This is a genomic window from Streptomyces sp. NPDC107521, from assembly GCF_055598485.1.
The window spans coordinates 15,245-32,757 of sequence record NZ_JBVKAT010000002.1 but is presented as its reverse complement, the minus strand read 5'-3'; the positions used below and the strand labels follow the sequence as shown (position 1 = coordinate 32,757).

Here is a 17,513-nt window from a genome sequence, read left to right as displayed (position 1 = left end):
CGTGCCGAGGGGGCGGCGCGCGTGGTGGCGTGCTCCGGGCGGGCCGGGGCCGGCAGGTGAACCGGGGCCGTCCGGCGTCGGCAGTCGGCGCGGCAGGGTGGCCCGCTCCCCGGCGCGGGCGTGGGCCGCGCCCTTCGTTTTCGGGGGCCTGGGCGGCCGTGTGCCGACGGCGGACGAAGGCGGCGACCCCGATCCGCGCATTGGGACGAGGGCCAGCCCGCCGAAGCCCTCGTCGGCCAGCCGGTCGGGGCGCACGGAGGGGCGCGAGGTGGACAGCCGGTGGTTGCCGGGGCGGGCGCGGATCGGGCCGAGGAGCTGGTCCTGGGCGCGGTGGCGGTCGGTGGAGTGGATCTCGTCCAGGCCATCGACGAGGACCGTGTCCCACCCGGCCGTCAGGAGGCGCTCGGCCCGGCCGTCGGGCGCGGTGAGAGGGCAGCCGACCGCGGTGAGGAAGGCGCCGGGCGCCCGTGCCACCCGGGCGCCGGGACGGGGGTGCGCGGACGAGGGGGCGCGGCGGCAGAGCGTAGGGCATCCGGCCGCCGTCGCGGGAGGCGGTCACCGCGGGTCACGGCCTGCTGGAGCCCGCGTCCGCGCCCGCGCCCGGGCCTCCACCTCGACCCGTGCCGAGGGGGCCGGTAGGGCATCGCCAACGAAGTAGGCCCCGGTCACGGGTACGCGGATAGCGGTCCAGGTCCTCGGCCTCGCCGAACTGGAGCGGGTTGACGAAGACGGTGACGACGACCTCCCCGTCGGCGCCGACCCGCTCGCGCGCGGCGCGGATCAGGGCGGCGTGGCGGACGGCGCGCTCCGGCTCGGGGCGCTCGGTGGGCTCGGGGCGGGAGCGTGCCGGGCCGGTGGGCTCCGGGGCGATGCGGCCCGGCTGGCGCAATCGGCCGGGAGCGTGGGGCGGTCCTGGGCGGTGGGCGCCTTGCGGGGCCCCGTGGCTCTGGACGTGGCCGTCGTCCCGCCGGGCCGTCCACGGGGCCTTCGTACGACCGGGCGGCAGGCGGGGCGTCGACGGGCGGCACGGGCGGGGCCGCGGCGTCGTTGTCCACGGGCGCTCTCCCGTCGGGGCCCTGAGGCCGCCGGACCATGGAGCCGCCGGGCCATGGGGCCATGGGGCTGAGGGAAGTGGCCGTTGCCTACGGGCGGCGGTCTGCGGGCGGGACGGGGGCCGGTGTGGCCAAGGCGGCCGGGGCGGGCGCGGCGGGGTGGTGTGCCCGGGTGCCGGCGGCTGGTCCGGTGGTCCCGGCCCCGGTGGGGTGCGGGCGGGGCCGCGCGGGGCGTGGGCCGTACGGCTGGGGTGTGGGCGTGTGGCGAGGGGGCGTGGGCGCTTCTCCCAGCCGGTGCGGGAGCCTCGCCGGGCCAACCGGTAGCCGGTGTTCTGCGGGCCGCGCGACGCTCCGTCCCGCGCGGGGCGGCCCCGCACTGGCCTCCGGCGGGCGGACCGATCACTACGGTGCCCGCGTACGCGGCGGCACGGCCCGGCCCGGCCCCCGCGCCGGGGGCCCGCACGGGGTCGGGATCAGCCGGCGTCGGGGCGCCCAGTGCGGGGCCGCGCGACGCTCCGTGTTCCGTGCGGGGCGGCCCCGCACTCGTCTCCGGAGACGGCACGCAGGGCCCGTCGGCGCGGATCGGCCCGCTGGAGGGCTCGCGGCCCCCCGGATTCTGTGACCTGGGCCATGTTCCGGCCCTGTCGAACGGCCTTGTGCGGAGCACGGGTTCGGTCGTCGAAGGGTGGCCCGGACCACATCCGGGGGTGTGTGGATCAAGGTCCCCGGTGACGTGCCGCACAGGGCTCTCGGGGCGTACTAGGAGGAATAGTGGGCGCCGCAAGTGGGGTGAAAGAGGGCATATCACCCCATGGGAGGGGGGGATTTCCGGGCCTCTGAGCTGCTTTTGTCCCGATTGGGTGCTCTGTTGGGGCTCAGGAAGTATCGGGTTGAAGTACTAGATGTCGTCGTAGGTCACATCATTGTGCGGTTTGGGTCGGTCGGGTTACCAAGGTGGAGCCAGCCCGGTGACCGACCGCGTGTCGCCGGAAGGGCGTTCCTTTGCACCCGACCCCATGAGGTTTCGAATGTTCTCGCGTGTCACGACCCGTAAGCCCCGCACGACCACCCTCCGCACCCGCGCCGCCGTCATGTCCGTCGGTCTGGGAGCCTCGGTCGTCCTGGGTGCCGGGGTCGCGGCCGCCTCCAGCAGCACGGCGGCCACCAACACCTCGACCGTCGCGAGCGCCGTCCAGGCGCAGGCGGCGGCCCAGGCGAAGGCCGCGCAGACGGCCAAGACCACCAAGGCCGTCAAGGCGGCCGACGTCAAGAAGGCCGCCGCGTCCTGGGTGGACCCGGTCAAGGGCTACACGCTGACCGCCAGCTTCGCCCAGAACGGCGGCATGTGGGCGGCCAAGCACAGCGGCCAGGACTTCGCCGTGCCGGTCGGCACCAACGTCGTCGCCGCCCACGGTGGCACCGTCGTCAAGGCCGGCGGCAACGGCGCCGGTGACGGCCCCGCCTACGGCAACGCCGTCGTCATCAAGCACGGCAACGGCACGTACTCCCAGTACGCCCACCTGTCCCGTGTCGACGTGAAGATCGGCCAGGTCGTCAAGACCGGCCAGCACATCGCGCAGTCCGGCAACACCGGCAACTCCAGCGGTCCGCACCTGCACTTCGAGATCCGCACGACCCCGAACTACGGCTCGGCGGTCAACCCGGTCACCTTCCTGCGCGCCCAGGGCGTGACGGTCTGATCCGGGCCGAACCGGCCGGCTGAGACCGGCGACCACGGCCGGGCCGGGACCCCTCCACGGGGTCCCGGCCCGGCCGTTTGCCGTGTTCCGGAAGGCCGCGGCGTGGCCCTCAGGGGTCCCGGGTGCCCCGGTGGGCCTGGGTGATCAGGTCGGTGGCGACCTCCATGACCGCCTCGTGCCGTCTGCCGGGATCCTTCTCCAGGTCCTGGAGCACGAACATCCCGGCGTGCAGGGTGAACAGCGCGCTCACACAGCGGACCTGGTCTACCAGCTCCGCCTCCGGGTCGATCAGGATGTCCCGCAGGCCCATCATGCGGTCCTTGAACATCTCGCCGATCCGCAGTTCCCGGATGGCCGCCTGGTTCTCCTGCATGAAGCGGAACAGCGGGGCCGCGTTCGCCAGCGCCTCGCTGTAGCGGCGGATGATCTCCCGCTTGGTCTCCAGGGTGGGCGGCTGCCCCCGGCCCCACTCGATCAGCTCCTCGATGGGCCGCGTACGGTCCGCGAAGACGCTGACGAGGATCTCCTCCTTGGTCTTGAAGTGGTAGTACAGCGCCGCCTTGGTGACGTCGATGCTCTCCGCGATCTCGCGGAGCGAGGTCTTCTCGTATCCCTGCTCGGCGAAGAGTCCGAGGGCCACGTCCTGGATGCGCTGCCGGGTGTTCCCGCGGCGCCGCTGCTGCCTGGTGCCGTCCATCGTGCCGTCCATCTCCCACGCCGCCTTCCGACCCGCGCACTTTCCAAAAACTTACTTGACGCCCGGCTAGTACGCGTCTACCTTTCCCGAGTCTAGTCAACTTGCCGGGCGGCAAGTAAGTAGCGGTAGCTGGGGGAGTGGAACGTCATGGCCGGAACACCGAGGGGCGGCCCCGCCGAAGGGGCCGGCGGGGCCGACGAGGTCCGGGGCGAACAACCGAAGAACGTGCGGGTGGTCCTGCTCGCGCTGATGATCGCGATGATGCTCGCGATGCTCGACAACATGATCATCGGCACCGCGATGCCGACGATCGTCGGTGAGCTGGGGGGACTGGCACACCTGTCCTGGGTGGTCACCGCCTACACGCTGGCCACCGCGGCCTCCACCCCGCTGTGGGGCAAGATCGGCGACATGTACGGGCGCAAGGGCTCGTTCCTGTCGTCCATCGTGATCTTCCTGATCGGTTCGGCGCTCAGCGGCATGGCCCAGGACATGGGCCAGCTCATCGGCTTCCGCGCGATCCAGGGCCTCGGCGCGGGCGGTCTGATGGTCGGCGTCATGGCGATCATCGGTGACCTCATACCGCCCCGGGAGCGGGGCAAGTACCAGGGCATGATGGCCGGCGTCATGGCGCTGGCCATGATCGGCGGCCCGCTGGTCGGCGGCACCATCACCGACCACTGGGGCTGGCGCTGGGCCTTCTACATCAACCTGCCGCTCGGCGCGGTGGCGCTGGTCGCCGTGACCGCCGTGCTGCACCTGCCGAAGAAGCGCAGCCAGGCGCGGATCGACTACCTCGGCGCCGCGCTGCTGACGGTCGGCATCACCGCCGTCGTGCTGGTCACCACCTGGGGCGGGACCGAGTACGCCTGGAGCTCCGCGCGGATCATGGAGCTGATCGCGATCGGCGTCGCCGCGCTGGTCGGCTTCGTGTTCTGGCAGACCAGGGCCGCCGAGCCGATCGTGCCGCTGCACATCTTCCGCAGCCGCAACTTCACGCTGATGTCCCTGATCGGCTTCATCGTGGGCTTCGTGATGTTCGGCGCCACCCTCTTCCTGCCGCTGTACCAGCAGTCGGTGCAGGGTGCGTCGGCGACCAACTCCGGGCTGCTGCTCCTGCCGATGCTGGGCGCGATGCTCGTCACGTCGATGGTCGCCGGGCGGGTCACCACCAGCACCGGCCGCTACAAGATCTTCCCCGTGGTCGGCAGCGTGCTGATGACCGGCGGACTCTTCTTGCTGTCGCTGATGGACACGGGCACCACCCGGTTCACCTCCGGCCTCTACATGGCCGTGGTCGGTCTCGGCATGGGCTGTCTGATGCAGATCACCATGCTGGTGGCGCAGAACAGCGTGGAGATGAAGGACATGGGCGTCGCGTCCTCGTCCACGACCCTCTTCCGTACGCTCGGCTCCTCCTTCGGTGTCGCGATCATGGGCGCCCTGTTCAACAGCAAGGTCCAGGACGCCATGGCCGCGCGGGCGGGCGGCCTGGGCTCGGACGTGACGGCGAAGTCGGCGCAGCTCGACGCGAGCAGCCTGGCCAAGCTGCCGGTCGCCCTGCGCGAGGCGTACCAGCACGCGGTGTCGGAGGGGACGCACGCGGCGTTCCTGCTCGGCGCCGTGGTGGCGGTGCTCGCGCTGGTCGCGGCGGTCTTCGTCAAGGAGGTCCCGCTCAAGGGAGCCGGCCCGGCGCCGGCCGCCCCCGCGGGTCCCTCGGACGGCACCGCCGCGGATGCCGCCCCGGACTCCTCGGACTCCTCGGACGCCGCGCCCGCCGCGGGTGCCGGTGCCGGTGACCCGGCGGAGCGGGCTCCGGTGGCCAAGGGGGTCTGATCCGGTCCGGAGGGGCCCCGGTCGCGCGGATGCGGCCGGGGCCCCTCCACATGTCCGCCTCGGGAGGGCCCTGGGGTGCCCATGAGGTCCCCTCGGGCGCCCATGAGGTCGCTGGGGTCCCATGCGGTGCGTGGCCCGGCCGTGGAGGCACCGGTTGTCGCGGGGAGAGCGGTCCCGGAACCGTCTGTCGGGACTGCCCCTGCCCCCGTTTGCCGGGGCGCGGAGCTCTTCGCCCGCCCTCCGGCCGCCCGTCTCCCGGGCACGTACTCGGGCCCTGGATGCGGCCCGGTGCCTGCGAATGTCCCCGGATCGGTGCCCGGGAGGGCGGGTCGGCGGATCGGGCCGGTCAGCAGATCGGGCGGATCGGGCGGGTCAGCGGATCGGGCGGGACGGTTCCGGCAGGGTCGGATAGCTGCCCGTGTTGGTGGGCGCGTGCTCGGGGAGCCAGAGCACGGCCACCGCGCCCTCCGCAGGAGCCTCGGAGGTGACGCCGACCGGACGTATGTTGCGGAAGGTGAGGCGGGCGCCCAGGACACGGGCCTGCCCCGCCGCGATGGTCAGACCGAGTCCGTGACCGTGTCCGGCCCGGTCCGCGCTGCCGGTGCGGAAGCGGCTCGGTCCGTCGGCGAGCAGGGCCTCCGGGAAGCCGGGGCCGTGGTCGCGGACCCGGATCACCCGCCCCTCGACGCTCACCTCGACGGGCGGTCTGCCGTGCCGCGCGGCGTTGGCGAGCAGATTGAACAGCACCCGCTCCAGACGGCGCGGATCGGTGGTGACCTCCGACTCGTGCACCACGCGCACGGTGATGTCCGGGTCCTTGGCCGCCACCCGCCGGGCCACGAAGTCGCCCAGCATGATGTCCTGCAGTTCGGCCCGCTCCGAGGCGCCGTCCAGCCGGGCCACCTCCAGCACGTCCTCGACCAGGGTGCGCATGGCCTTGGCCCGGTCCAGGACCAGCTCCGTGGGCCGCCCCGGCGGCAGCAGCTCGGCGGCGGTCAGCAGCCCCGTCACCGGGGTGCGCAGCTCGTGCGCGATGTCCGCGGTGACCCGGCGCTCGGCCTCCAGCCGCTGCTGCAGCGCGTCCGCCATCGCGTCGACGGCGCTGGCCAAATCGTCCGTCTCGTCCCGCACCACTCCGCCGATGGCGTCCCGCACCCGGACGTGCGGTTCGCCGTTGGCGACCCGGTTGGCCGCGGCGGCGGCCTTGCGCAGCCGCCGGGAGAGCTGCCCCCCGGTGAGCACGCCCAGCGCGCTGCCCCCCAGGACGACCGCGATGGAACCGATGACCAGGGCCCGGTCGAGGTCCTTCAGGATGTCGGCGTTGCGGTCGGTGAAGCCGGAGTGCAGGGACATCACGTGCCCGTCCTTGAGCGGCACGGCGGCCCAGATGTCCGTCACCCCGTCGGCCCGCTCGGTGACGTAGGTGGCCCGGCGCCCGTCCGCGACCCGGCGGCGCAGCTCCGTCGGGAGGTCGGGATCGTCGATCTTGGTGTTGGGGAAGTTCAGCCGGCCCGACAGCTCGTAGTTCCGCTGGGCGATCAGCACCCGGTCGTCGGCGAGATCACGCGCGTTGTCCAGCATCAGGACCCGGGCCGCGTTGTGCACGACCAGGCTCAGGGTGACGGCGACCAGCGCGCCGACCAGGGCGATGGCCGCGCTGAGCTTCCACCGGAGCCCCGTGCGCATGCCGCCGCGCCACCCCGTGGCCGCGCCCCTGCCCGCGAACACGGTGGAGCGCCCCGGCCGGACGGCCGCGCGATGCCGGAAGAACCCCCGCATGTCCCCGCCCCCGCCCCGCTCAGGCCTTCAACTTGTAGCCGAAGCCGCGCACCGTCTCGATGCGGTCCTGGCCGATCTTGGTGCGCAGCCGCTGGACATGGACGTCCACCACCCGGGTGTCACCGCCCCAGCCGTACTCCCACACCCGCTCCAGCAGCTTGTCGCGCGAGAGCACGGTGCCCGGAGCGGAGGAGAACTCCAGCAGCAGCCGCATCTCGGTGGGGGTCAGCGCCACCGGGCGCCCGGCCCGGCGCACCTCCATGCCCTCGGTGTCGATCTCCAGTTCGCCGAAGACGAGCATCCCTCCGTCGTCCGCCGCGCCGTCCAGGGCCGCCCGGTCGCCGCCCGCGTGGCCGAAGCGGCGCAGCACGGCGCGGATGCGGGCGACCAGGACGGCGCCGTCGAACGGCTTGGTGACGTAGTCGTCGGCGCCGGCCTCCAGGCCGAGGACGACGTCGATGGAGTCGGCCCGCGCCGACAGCATGATCACCGGAACGGTGGACTCGTCGCGGATCCTCCGGCACAGGCTGACGCCGTCGAGACCGGGCACCATCACGTCCAGCAGGGCGATGTCCGGGCGGTGGGCCCGGAACGCCTCCAGGCCCGACAGGCCGTCGGGCATCGCGGTGACCGCGAAGCCGACCCGCTCCAGGGCGAGCTGGGTGGCCTCGCGGATGACGTCGTCGTCCTCGACGAACAGGACGTGGGTCTGCTCTGCCATCCCGCTGCTCTCTGTCCTCGGTGTTGCTCGTGTCCTCTGTGGTCCCCCGAGCGTCCCGCGCCCGGTGTTCGGTGAGTCTGCCCGGGTCCGGCGGACGCGGTGTCACCGGGGGTCGTGCCGCCTTCACCCCATCATCGGTCCGGGCCGCCCGAACGGTTCACGCCCGGTCCGGGGAACTCCGGTCCGCCCGGATGCCCGTGCCGGTCCGGCCCGGCAGTCCGCGCGGGCCCGGCCCCGGCAGCTCTCCGGACGCGGGCCCGGCCCCGGCCTCCCTCCGGACGCGGGGGCGTCGACGGCTTCCCGGAGACCGGCGGCACCGGCCATCGGACCGGCACCGGCCATCGGACCGGCACGGGACGCGGGACACCCGGCCGTCACCGACCCCGGGCGTCCGCCGCGCACCGGCCCCCTCCGTCAGCCCGACGGCTGCGCCGAGGGCATCGCCCCGGCGCCGGCCGCCCTGCTGTAGTCGTTGTGGGTGCGGAACGTCTCGTTGAACCGGCCCGACGACCACCGGTAGGTGATCACGTTCTCGCCGGACGGGTTCGACACCGGGTCGCCGTCGTCGTAGACCTGTTTCGTCACCACCAGATCCCCCCGGTCGATCTCCGCGTAGACCGGCGGCTCCTCGGCCACGAACACGTTCTCGTACGCGCCGTTCTTCTCCCGGTACACATAGCTGCCCATGCCCACCGCGTCCCCGCAGGTCAGCACGTTGACGACGACGTCGTCGGCGGCGGCGCCGGTGGTCAGCCGGCCGTAGGAGACGTCGATCGGGTACTCGTCGGCGACGCAGGGCTTCAGCTCGTGCTTGACCTCGTCGGAGACCGCGGGGTCGTCCTTGATCAGCCGCACCGCGTCCACCCGTCCGGGGACCCTGGGAGCCGGTGAGGGCACCGGGGAGACGGACGCGAGGACGCCGTCCACCGAGTCCGCGTGGGCCGGTCCCTCGTCCCGGGCACCGGTCCCGCCCGCGGAGCAGGCGGAGAGGGAGACGCCGAGGGCGACGAACACGGCCAACGCCGCGTTCGTCGCCGGTGGGGTGCCCCGGGCCGCCCTCGCGGGCTTTCGGCCGACGGTCAGGCCGCGCAACGCTCCTGCTCCTCACGCTCCAGCGCGCGTGCGTCCAGGTCGCGGGCGACCAGCTCCTCGCGGAGCCGGGCGAGCGCCCGGTGCAGCGTGCTCTTGACCGTTCCGGCCGACATGCCGAGCGCGGCGGCCGTCTCCTCTGTTGACATCTGCTCCCAGTGTCGCAGCACGACGACACTGCGTTGCTTCGGGGCGAGCACCTTCAGCACGTCCATCAGCAGGGCGCGGTCCGCGTGCTGCTCGGCGGCGTCGTCGACGCAGGACTCGGGGAGCTGCTCGGTCGGCACCTCCTCCAGCTTCCGCGCCCGCCACCACTCGGTCCGGGTGTTGATCATGACCCGGCGCAGATAGGCGTCCGCCAGCCGCTTGTCCTCGATGGTCTCCCAGCGGCCGTAGGTGCGGGCCAGCGCGGTCTGCAGCAGGTCCTGGGCGTCGACCGGGTCCGGGACCAGGCGGCGGGCGCTGCGCAGCAGCGCCTCCTGCCGCGTGCGGACGTACTCCTCGAACTCAAGCACCTCGCCCTGCGCCATGTGGACCGCCTCCGTGTTCCCCGTTCACCGCGGCGTGGTCGTCGCCGGGTGCCCTGAACGTCGTTCCGGTCGTCGTGCTCGACGACCACGACACGAAGGTAGGGAAGCGGTGTCACGGCGTTGTGCGGGAGAGCCTTCGGCGACCAATCGGCTGTACGTCGGTTGTGTAACGGAGGGCGGAACGGGGCAGGGCGGCCGGAGGCTTTGTCCCTCTTCAGGGCGGTGTGTCCCGGTTCTCGGGGTGCCCGCTCCGGAGCCGGGTCCCGTACGACGCGGTCGCGGTTGGGTCCCGGTACGGCCCGCGGCGGACGGTGCGGCGGAACCCTGCGCGGGGGCCGGGCGCCCATGAGCGCGGCGGTGGGCACCGCTTTCATGGGAGCGCCGGCCACCGCGTTCGCCGGAGCGCCGGCCACCGCGTTCACCGGCGTGGCGGGCAGGACGTCGCGTCCGCGGGCCGGCCGCGTGCGCCGCGCGGCCGGGCCCGGGTCAGCTCAGCGGCAGCCGGTAGCGGCCGTCCGCCAGGGGCTCCACCAGGCCGTCGGAGACGAGGCCGTCCAGGGCGCGGGCCCGCTGCACCGGCTCGTGCCAGACGCGGTCGAGGGCCGACTGCGGCACCGGGGTGTGCGCCTCGCGCAGCACCGCGAGCAGCCTGCCGCGCACCTGCCGGTCGGTGCCCGCGTACGTCTGGCCCCGGCGCGGCGGCCCCTCGTGCTCGGGCTTGCCGGCCAGCCGCCAGGCGCACTGCGCGGCGATCGGGCAGCGGTGGCACGCCTCGTTGCGCGCGGTGCACACCAGGGCGCCCAGCTCCATGGAGGCGGCGGCCCAGCGGGCGGCGGTCGCCTCCTCCTCGGGCAGCAGCGCGCGGGCCAGCCGCCGCTCGGCGGCGGTGGTGGCGTTCGGCGGGTACCGCACACCGGTGACGGCGCGGGCGAAGACCCGGCGCACGTTGGTGTCCAGGACGGCGTGCCGCCGGCCGTGGGCGAAGGAGGCGACGGCGGCGGCGGTGTACTCGCCGATGCCGGGCAGCGCGAGGAGCTGGGCGTGGTCCGACGGGACGTCGCCGCCGTGCCGCTCCGTTATGGCCGACGCGGCGCCGTGCAGCCGCAGGGCGCGGCGCGGATAGCCGAGGCGGCCCCAGGCGCGGACGGCCTCCCCGGGGGCCTCGGCGGCGAGGTCGGCGGGGCGCGGCCAGCGGGCCAGCCACTGCTCGTAGACGGGCAGGACCCGGTTCACCGGCGTCTGCTGGAGCATGAACTCGCTGACCATCACGCCCCACGCCCCGGCCTCCGGGCGCCGCCAGGGAAGGTCGCGGGCGTGCTCGTCGAACCAGCCGATGACGGGGGCGTGCAGCGCGGTGCCGGACGGGGTGTGCCCGGCGTCCCGGGCGGTGTCGCGGCCGGGGACGGGAGCGGGGACGGCGGGGTTGTCGGGCGAGGGCTTCGTGGGCGCAGTCATGACCCTCCGATCCTGCCACGGGACGGCCGTCCCGCGGGCGCACCGCCACCCGGGCGCGACGAAGTGGGCCGCGAGGTCACCCGGGAGCGGGCGGGGAGGGGGCCGACGGGGTGCGCGGGCGTCCTCCGGCGCCTGCCCGCGAGGACCGTCCGGCCGCCCCGGGACGGTCACGTTCCGTACGGGTGCGGGGAATACGATCACACTCCGCGATCAAGGTGCACGGGGTGGCACCACCGGAATGATGATCCGCAAAAGTTGCCGCCCCGAACGGCATGTGCGACGGGGTAACGCGCTGAACTCTCGTACAGTTTGGGCGTGGGATCTCTGCGCAATCCGATCGGGCCGCTTCCCTCCTCCATCTACTGGCGCCGGAGGGCCGTACTGCTGTCCGTGGTCGCCCTGTTGGCCCTGCTGCTCACCTGGGTCGTGGTAGCCGGCGACGGCGACGGCGGGAAGGGCAGCGAGGACGGCGCCAACGGCAGGAGTCCCGCCCCGTCGATCACCGCGGGGCCGTCCAGCTCCGGCCCGGCGATCACTCAGGCGCCGGGCGGACGCGACGAGTCGGAGGGCGGGAGCACCCCGGGACCCGGTTCGGGCGGGGGCTCCAAGGGCACCGGTGACGGCACGGGCGCGAGCCCCGGTACGGGTCCGGGCGGCACCGTCGGTTCCGCGAGCCCGGGCGGTACGGGCGGTACGGGCGCGGGCTCCGGGAACGGCGCGGTGACCGGCGTCGGCGCGGGCGACGTCCTGCCCGCCGGTACGGACCTGGTGAGCTGCACGCCCGGCTCGGTCAGGTTCAGCCTGCGCAGCGTCCGCAACAGCTACGCCCCCGGCCAGACCCCCGCGTTCGAGCTGACCGCGCGCAACACCTCCGGCGTCGACTGCGAGGTCGACCTCGGCCCCGAGGGCGCGGTGCTGACGATCGGCAAGGCGAGCGGGGACGGCCCCTACTGGGCCTCCGACGACTGCGTGAAGGACGGGGGGAGCCGCCGCTACCGGGTCCCCGCGGGCAGCGGCATCACCTACACCGTGAAGTGGGACCGGCGGCCCAGCGCCCCCGAGTGCGGGACGCCTCCGGCGGGTTCGGCCGGGGCGGGCACCTACCTCGTGGAGGCGAAGCCGGGGGGCTTCGAGAAGGTGCGGACCTCCTTCGTGCTCAAGAGCGACTGAGGCGGCGTCACGAGCGGTCACCATGTGGCCGCCGGGGCGGAGCGCCCCCGCGGGCGGCCGGGCGCGGCGACCTGACGCCCTGCGCGGGGCCGGGGCGCCCCCGGGACGACCGGGGCCGTGGGGACCCTATGAGCAGGGCGGTACGTCGCACCGGGGAGGCCCGTTCGGGCGGGACCCTCGCACACGGCGGCACGGACCCCGGACGCCTGGAGCGCAGCGCCCGGTCTCCGGGTCGGGGGACCGTCACCCGGCGCCGGGTCCTTGAGCAGGGTCCCGGCGCGGCAAGGACCCCCGGGGGCTCCGCCGGCCGGGACACCCGGGCGCGGCCCGCGCGGACCCCGCCGGATCGGGCGCCGGCGCCGCGCCGGACGGCCCGGCGGTCCCGGAACCCGGCCGCGACGGCCATCACCGCCGGTCGCGGCGGGCAGGGAGCGTCCGGACCGACCGGGAGGCGTCCCCGGCCGACGGGAAGCGTCCGGACCGACCGGAAGCGGCCGGGACCGAACGGCACCGGTCAGACGTAGCGTTCCAGGATCGACGACTCCGCCAGGCGCGACAGCCCCTCGCGGACGCTGCGGGCGCGGGCCTCGCCGACGCCGTCCACCGCCTGGAGGTCGTCCACGCTGGCGGCGAGCAGCTTCTGCAGGCCGCCGAAGTGCTCCACCAGGCGGTCGATGATCGCGCCCGGCAGCCGCGGCACCTTCGCCAGCAGCCGGAAGCCGCGCGGCGAGACCGCCGAGTCCAGCGTCTCGGGCGAGCCGGTGTAGCCCAGCGCGCGGGCCACCGTGGACAGTTCGAGCAGTTCGGCGTGGCTGAGCTTGTCCAGCTCGGCGAGCGCCTCGTCGACCGTGCGGGACCGCTTGGCGGTGGGCTCGGGCACGTAGTCCCGCACCACCAGCTCGCGTTCGGGCTCCACCCCGGCGATCAGCTCGTCGAGCTGGAGCGCCAGCAGGCGCCCGTCGGTGCCCAGCTCCACCACGTACTCGGCGATCTCGGTGGCGATGCGGCGCACCATCTCCAGGCGCTGGGAGACCGCCGAGACGTCCCGGACGGTGACCAGGTCCTCGATCTCCAGGGCGGACAGGGTGCCCGCGACCTCGTCGAGGCGGAGCTTGTAGCGCTCCAGGGTGGCCAGCGCCTGGTTGGCGCGGGACAGGATCGCCGCGGAGTCCTCCAGGACGCGGCGCTGGCCGTCCACGTACAGGGCGATGAGCCGCATGGACTGGGAGACGGAGACGACGGGGAAACCGACCTGCTTGCTGACCCGGTCCGCGGTGCGGTGCCGGGTGCCGGTCTCCTCGGTGGGGATCGTCGGGTCGGGAAGGAGCTGCACGCCCGCCCGCAGGATCTTCGAGAGGTCCGAGGAGAGCACGATGCCGCCGTCCAGCTTGCACAGTTCGCGCAGCCGGGTGGCGGTGAACTCGACGTCGAGCACGAAGCCGCCGGTGCACATCGACTCGACGGTCCGGTCGGAGCCGAGCACGATGAGACCGCCGGTGTTGCCGCGCAGGACCCGCTCCAGGCCGTCCCGCAGGGGCATGCCGGGCGCCACCGCGCTCAGCGAGGCGCGCATCAGGCCATCGGCACCGGCACTCCCACCGGACTTTCCGGGAGCTGCTGCCCGGTCGTTGGCTGCCACTGCACTCCTCCGGTCGCAGGTTCTTCTGGCGCTCCCGTACCGCACTCTCGGTTCGTACGGACGGGCGAGACCAGGGCAAAGTCTACCGGCGCTCCTCCGCCTCCCGTGGGGCCTCCCGACGACGCGAACGCGGAAGGACCCGCAGGGCGTCCCCGACGTCCGCGACCTCCAGCACCTTCATGCCCTCGGGGACCCGGCCCGGGTCGCCCGGGACGAGGGCGTGGGTGAAGCCCAGCCGGTGCGCCTCGGTGAGCCTGCGCTGCACGCCGGTGACCCGCCGCACCTCCCCGGCGAGGCCCACCTCCCCGATCGCCACCAGGTTCTTGGGCAGCGGGATGTCCCCGGCGGCCGACGCGAGGGCGAGGGCGATGGCCAGGTCGGCGGCCGGTTCGGAGAGCTTCACGCCGCCGACCGTCGCCGAGTAGATGTCCCGCTTGCCCAGGGCGCTGATGCGGCCGCGCTGCTCCAGGACGGCCAGCATCATGGAGACGCGGGAGGTCTCCAGCCCGGAGGTGGTGCGGCGCGGGGAGGGGATCTGCGAGTCGACGGTGAGCGCCTGCACCTCGGCCACCAGCGGGCGGCGCCCCTCCAGGGTGACGGTGAGACAGGTGCCGGGGACGGGCTCCGCCCGGCGGGTGAGGAAGAGTCCGCTGGGGTCGGCGAGGCCGGTGATGCCCTCGTCGTGCAGCTCGAAGCAGCCGACCTCGTCGGTGGTGCCGTAGCGGTTCTTGATGCCGCGGACCAGGCGCAGCCGGGCGTGCCGGTCGCCCTCGAAGTGGAGCACCACGTCGACGAGGTGCTCCAGGAGGCGGGGGCCGGCGATGGCGCCGTCCTTGGTGACGTGGCCCACCAGCAGGGTGGACATCCCGCGCTCCTTGGAGGCGCGGATCAGGGCGCCCGCCACCTCCCGCACCTGTGCCATGCCGCCGGGGGCGCCGTCGATCTCGGGGGAGGCCACGGTCTGCACCGAGTCCATGATCAGCAGGGACGGCCGCACCTCGTCCAGGTGGGCGAGGACCGCCGCGAGGTCGGTCTCGGCGGCCAGGTAGAGGTGGTCGTCGATGGCCTTGATCCGGTCGGCGCGCAGCCGCACCTGGCTCGCGGACTCCTCACCGGTGACGTAGAGGGTGCGGTGCTCCTCGCTCGCGGACTTGGCGGCCACGTCCAGCAGCAGCGTGGACTTGCCGACGCCGGGCTCGCCCGCGAGGAGCACCACCGCGCCGGGCACCAGGCCGCCGCCCAGCACCCGGTCCAGCTCGGGCACGCCGGTGGAGCGGGCGGTGGCCCGGCGGCCGTCCACCTGTCCGATGGGCAGCGCGGAGGTGGTGACGCGGCCCGGCGCCGTGGTGCGGACCGCGGGGGAGCCGTACTCCTCGACCGTGCCCCACGCCTGGCACTCGGGGCAGCGGCCGAGCCACTTGGCCGTCTGCCAGCCGCACTCGGTGCAGCGGTAGGACGGGCGGTCCTTGGTGGTCTTGGTACGGGCAGCCATGCACGAACGGTATCCGCCGCCGCCGACAGCGCGGTCCGCGCGGCCGTCCGGCCGCCCCGTGACGCCCGCGCCGCGTGGGGCGGCCGGGAGCCCCACCGCCCCGGCGGCCGACCGCCCCGGCCGACCGCCCAGGCCGCCTCCGGTGGCCCGCCCGGCGGCCCCGTGTCCGGAGCGCCGGCTCCCGTCGGAGTACGCACTCCCGCCGGGAACGCCCGCTCCCGTGGGCGCACCCGGGACCGCCCTCCCCGTCCGACGGCGGCCCGGCCGCGCGCTCCGTCCCGCCCGGCTCCGGCCGCGCTCCCCGCGTGCGCCCCTCCGGGGCCGGGCGCGCCCGGGACCGTCCCGTCGCGCCGTGTGCGCCCCGCGCCGGACGGGCCGCGTACGCCCGTCGGCCCGGTGCCCGGTCCGGCCGTCCGGGCCCGTCGAGCCGCCGCCGTGGTCGATCGGAACCGGCCACTGTGCGAGCCGAACCGGCCGGGTCGGAAACGGCTGCTGTCCCCTTATGAGGGATCGTTTCACCCGTACGAATTAAAAGTGTTGAATGCGCCGGTTCACGCCACCCATGGGCCCCTACGGTCACCGGGTGATGAGGAGCAGTCCGGAGACCACGACCCGCACGACCGGCGCACACCGGGCGCACGGGGAAGCGCGTGACCGAACCGCCGCACGCACCCTCGCGCAGCGACCGCCCGCGCGCTACGAGGCGTATCTGGACGGCCTGTTCACCTACTGCCTGTCCGTGCTGGGCGACCACGACGACGCCACCGCCGCCCTCGGCGACGTCCTCGCCCTCGTGGAGCGCCGGGGGCACCGCGTCCCGGAGTCCGTCGCCGACCACCGGGCCTGGCTGTACGCGCTGGCCCGCTGGGCGTGCCTGCGCCGCCCGCCCGCGCCGGGGCGTGGTCCCTCGGGCGACGGGCCCGCCCGGCCCGGGCGCGAGCGGCGCTCCGCCGCGCGGCCCGCCGCCGTGCCCGCGCCCCGGGCGCCCTCCGCCGAGGAGCGGGACCGGCGCCGTCGCGAACTGGACCGGCTGGCCTGGCCGGAGGCGGCGGGCATCGGCCCGGAGCAGCGCGAGGCCCTCGAACTGGCCGTGCGCCACCGGCTCGCCGCCCACGAGGTCGCCGCCGTCCTCGGCCGGGACCCGGCCGCCACCCGCGAGCTGCTGGCCTCCGCCGCCTGCGAGGTCGAGCGCACCCGCGCCGCCCTCGCCGTCGTCGAGACCGGCGGCTGCCCCGGCGTCGCCCGCCTCACCGGCGAGGACCGGGCGGTGCTCTGCGCCGTCCTCCGCCGCGAGCTGGTCCGGCACGTCGACGACTGCCCCCGCTGCCGGGGCGCCGCCGCGCGCGCCATCCCCGGCCGGTGGCCCGGCACCAGCGTCACCCCGGCCGAACTGCCGGTGCTCCCGGCGCCCCGCGCGGCGCTGCTCCTGGCGATGGCGCACCTCCGGCGCGCGCGGGGCGCCGCTCCGCGCTTCGACCGGCGCGGCTTCCCGATGGACGCCAAGGACCGCGCCGCCCGCCGGGACCGGCTGCGCGCGCGGGCGGTCACCACGACCGTCGTCGCCACCGTCGTCGCCGCCCCCGTCCTGACCCTGTGGGCGGCCTACCGGGGCACCCCGGTCGGGGAGGCCGAGGGCGGCCGTGCGGCCGTGGCGGGGGAGCCCCACGGCCACGGCGGCGGCCCGGCGGGCGGTCACGGCCTCGCCGACGCCACCGCCACCCGGCCCGGCGGACGCCCGGGCGGGGGCGAAGGGACCGGGGTCTCGGTGGCGGTCGTCAGCGTCAGCGGAGCCGGGGAGAAGGGCACCGGACGGCTGGAGGTCGCGGCGGGCAGCGACGGCGACACCACGCTCATCACCCTGACCGCGTCCGGCGAGGCCCCGGTGCGCTGGTCGGTCTCCACCCCCGCCCCCTGGCTCTACCCGAACCGCTCCTCGGGCGTCCTGCGGCCGGGCGAGCGGGTGACGGTGCGGGTGCACGTCGACCATCTGCGCGAGCCCGCCGGGCGCTGGGGGGCCAAGGTGGCCGTCTCGCCCGCGGGCGCCGTGGTCTCCATCGACGGGCACGGCCGCGCGCCGTGGCCGGGCCGTCCGGCGCCGGGCCCGGGGCGGCCCGGGGTGTCGCCGCGCCCTTCGGCGCCCGGCCCTGGGCCCTCGCCCTCGGCGTCCGTCCCGCCGGGGCCGACGCCCACCGCCGAGCCGTCGCCCACCCCGCCGGACCCCGGCCCGACGAGCGTGGAGCCGTCCCCGACGGACGGACCGGAGAGCACCCCGCCGCCCCCGGACGGCGAGGGCGGCGACGGCACGGACCCGGCGGGCGCGCAGGCGCGCAGGGCGGCGGGCCAGAGGGGCTGA

12 protein-coding genes and 1 pseudogene are annotated in these 17,513 nt (G+C 75.1%); 4 read left to right on the top strand and 9 right to left on the bottom strand.

Features of this window, described 5'->3' with window-relative positions; all coding sequences use genetic code 11:
• Positions 1-655: 655 nt before the first annotated feature.
• Positions 656-890: pseudogene (locus ACZ7LB_RS03230) on the bottom strand (pantoate--beta-alanine ligase); the annotation flags it as partial.
• Positions 891-2,080: 1,190 nt separating this feature from the next.
• Here ACZ7LB_RS03230 and ACZ7LB_RS03225 point away from each other — a divergent pair.
• Positions 2,081-2,752: a M23 family metallopeptidase gene (locus ACZ7LB_RS03225; RefSeq protein ID WP_471465141.1), complete on the top strand. Its 672-nt coding sequence runs from the start codon at positions 2,081-2,083 to the stop codon at positions 2,750-2,752.
• Positions 2,753-2,861: 109 nt separating this feature from the next.
• Here the strand turns inward: ACZ7LB_RS03225 and ACZ7LB_RS03220 are convergent, their stop codons facing one another.
• Positions 2,862-3,461, bottom strand: coding sequence for a TetR/AcrR family transcriptional regulator (locus ACZ7LB_RS03220; RefSeq protein ID WP_471465140.1), 600 nt, complete (start codon positions 3,459-3,461; stop codon positions 2,862-2,864).
• A 135-nt stretch (positions 3,462-3,596) separates the two neighbouring features.
• Between ACZ7LB_RS03220 and ACZ7LB_RS03215 the strand changes: the two genes are divergently transcribed.
• The gene (locus tag ACZ7LB_RS03215) at positions 3,597-5,285 is read left to right on the top strand and encodes an MDR family MFS transporter (RefSeq protein WP_471465139.1); all 1,689 of its coding nucleotides are present in this window, start codon (positions 3,597-3,599) and stop codon (positions 5,283-5,285) included.
• 372 nt (positions 5,286-5,657) lie between these two features.
• Here the strand turns inward: ACZ7LB_RS03215 and cseC are convergent, their stop codons facing one another.
• From cseC to ACZ7LB_RS03190, 5 genes are all read right to left on the bottom strand, one after another.
• Complete coding sequence (cseC, locus tag ACZ7LB_RS03210; RefSeq protein ID WP_471465138.1) at positions 5,658-7,064, bottom strand: two-component system sensor histidine kinase CseC; 1,407 nt, start codon at positions 7,062-7,064, stop codon at positions 5,658-5,660.
• A 19-nt stretch (positions 7,065-7,083) separates the two neighbouring features.
• A complete protein-coding gene (cseB, locus tag ACZ7LB_RS03205; protein ID WP_471465137.1) occupies positions 7,084-7,785 on the bottom strand; it encodes a two-component system response regulator CseB in 702 nt (233 codons plus the stop codon).
• A 414-nt stretch (positions 7,786-8,199) separates the two neighbouring features.
• Positions 8,200-8,877, bottom strand: a complete 678-nt coding sequence (locus ACZ7LB_RS03200) for a hypothetical protein (RefSeq protein WP_471465136.1) — start codon at positions 8,875-8,877, stop codon at positions 8,200-8,202.
• Positions 8,865-9,404 carry a SigE family RNA polymerase sigma factor gene (locus ACZ7LB_RS03195; RefSeq protein ID WP_161228069.1) on the bottom strand — a complete coding sequence of 180 codons (540 nt, stop codon included), beginning with the start codon at positions 9,402-9,404 and terminating at the stop codon, positions 8,865-8,867. Before ACZ7LB_RS03195 ends, ACZ7LB_RS03200 begins: the two co-directional genes overlap by 13 nt.
• Before the next feature lie 486 nt (positions 9,405-9,890).
• A complete protein-coding gene (locus tag ACZ7LB_RS03190; RefSeq protein ID WP_471465135.1) occupies positions 9,891-10,859 on the bottom strand; it encodes an HhH-GPD family protein in 969 nt (322 codons plus the stop codon).
• A gap of 315 nt (positions 10,860-11,174) precedes the next feature.
• Between ACZ7LB_RS03190 and ACZ7LB_RS03185 the strand changes: the two genes are divergently transcribed.
• Positions 11,175-12,029, top strand: coding sequence for a hypothetical protein (locus ACZ7LB_RS03185; RefSeq protein ID WP_471465134.1), 855 nt, complete (start codon positions 11,175-11,177; stop codon positions 12,027-12,029).
• Between the two features lie 514 nt (positions 12,030-12,543).
• Here ACZ7LB_RS03185 and disA read toward each other — a convergent pair.
• Entirely contained in the window at positions 12,544-13,668 is a 1,125-nt protein-coding gene (gene disA / locus ACZ7LB_RS03180) for a DNA integrity scanning diadenylate cyclase DisA (protein ID WP_161228066.1), read from the bottom strand.
• A gap of 82 nt (positions 13,669-13,750) precedes the next feature.
• Positions 13,751-15,160 (bottom strand): DNA repair protein RadA, encoded by a 1,410-nt coding sequence (gene radA, locus ACZ7LB_RS03175; protein ID WP_471465133.1) that lies wholly within the window; start codon positions 15,158-15,160, stop codon positions 13,751-13,753.
• Positions 15,161-15,746: 586 nt separating this feature from the next.
• On the opposite strand from radA, the gene ACZ7LB_RS03170 reads away from it, so the two are divergent.
• Positions 15,747-17,513 carry a hypothetical protein gene (locus ACZ7LB_RS03170; protein WP_471465132.1) on the top strand — a complete coding sequence of 589 codons (1,767 nt, stop codon included), beginning with the start codon at positions 15,747-15,749 and terminating at the stop codon, positions 17,511-17,513.

Coding starts and splice junctions, on each gene's coding strand:
- cseB (WP_471465137.1), bottom strand. CDS start 7,785: ATGGCAGAGCAGACCCACGTCCTGTTCGTCGAGGACGACGACGTCATC.
- ACZ7LB_RS03215 (WP_471465139.1), top strand. CDS start 3,597: ATGGCCGGAACACCGAGGGGCGGCCCCGCCGAAGGGGCCGGCGGGGCC.
- radA (WP_471465133.1), bottom strand. CDS start 15,160: ATGGCTGCCCGTACCAAGACCACCAAGGACCGCCCGTCCTACCGCTGC.
- cseC (WP_471465138.1), bottom strand. CDS start 7,064: ATGCGGGGGTTCTTCCGGCATCGCGCGGCCGTCCGGCCGGGGCGCTCC.
- ACZ7LB_RS03195 (WP_161228069.1), bottom strand. CDS start 9,404: ATGGCGCAGGGCGAGGTGCTTGAGTTCGAGGAGTACGTCCGCACGCGG.
- ACZ7LB_RS03170 (WP_471465132.1), top strand. CDS start 15,747: ATGAGGAGCAGTCCGGAGACCACGACCCGCACGACCGGCGCACACCGG.
- ACZ7LB_RS03190 (WP_471465135.1), bottom strand. CDS start 10,859: ATGACTGCGCCCACGAAGCCCTCGCCCGACAACCCCGCCGTCCCCGCT.
- ACZ7LB_RS03220 (WP_471465140.1), bottom strand. CDS start 3,461: ATGGACGGCACGATGGACGGCACCAGGCAGCAGCGGCGCCGCGGGAAC.
- ACZ7LB_RS03225 (WP_471465141.1), top strand. CDS start 2,081: ATGTTCTCGCGTGTCACGACCCGTAAGCCCCGCACGACCACCCTCCGC.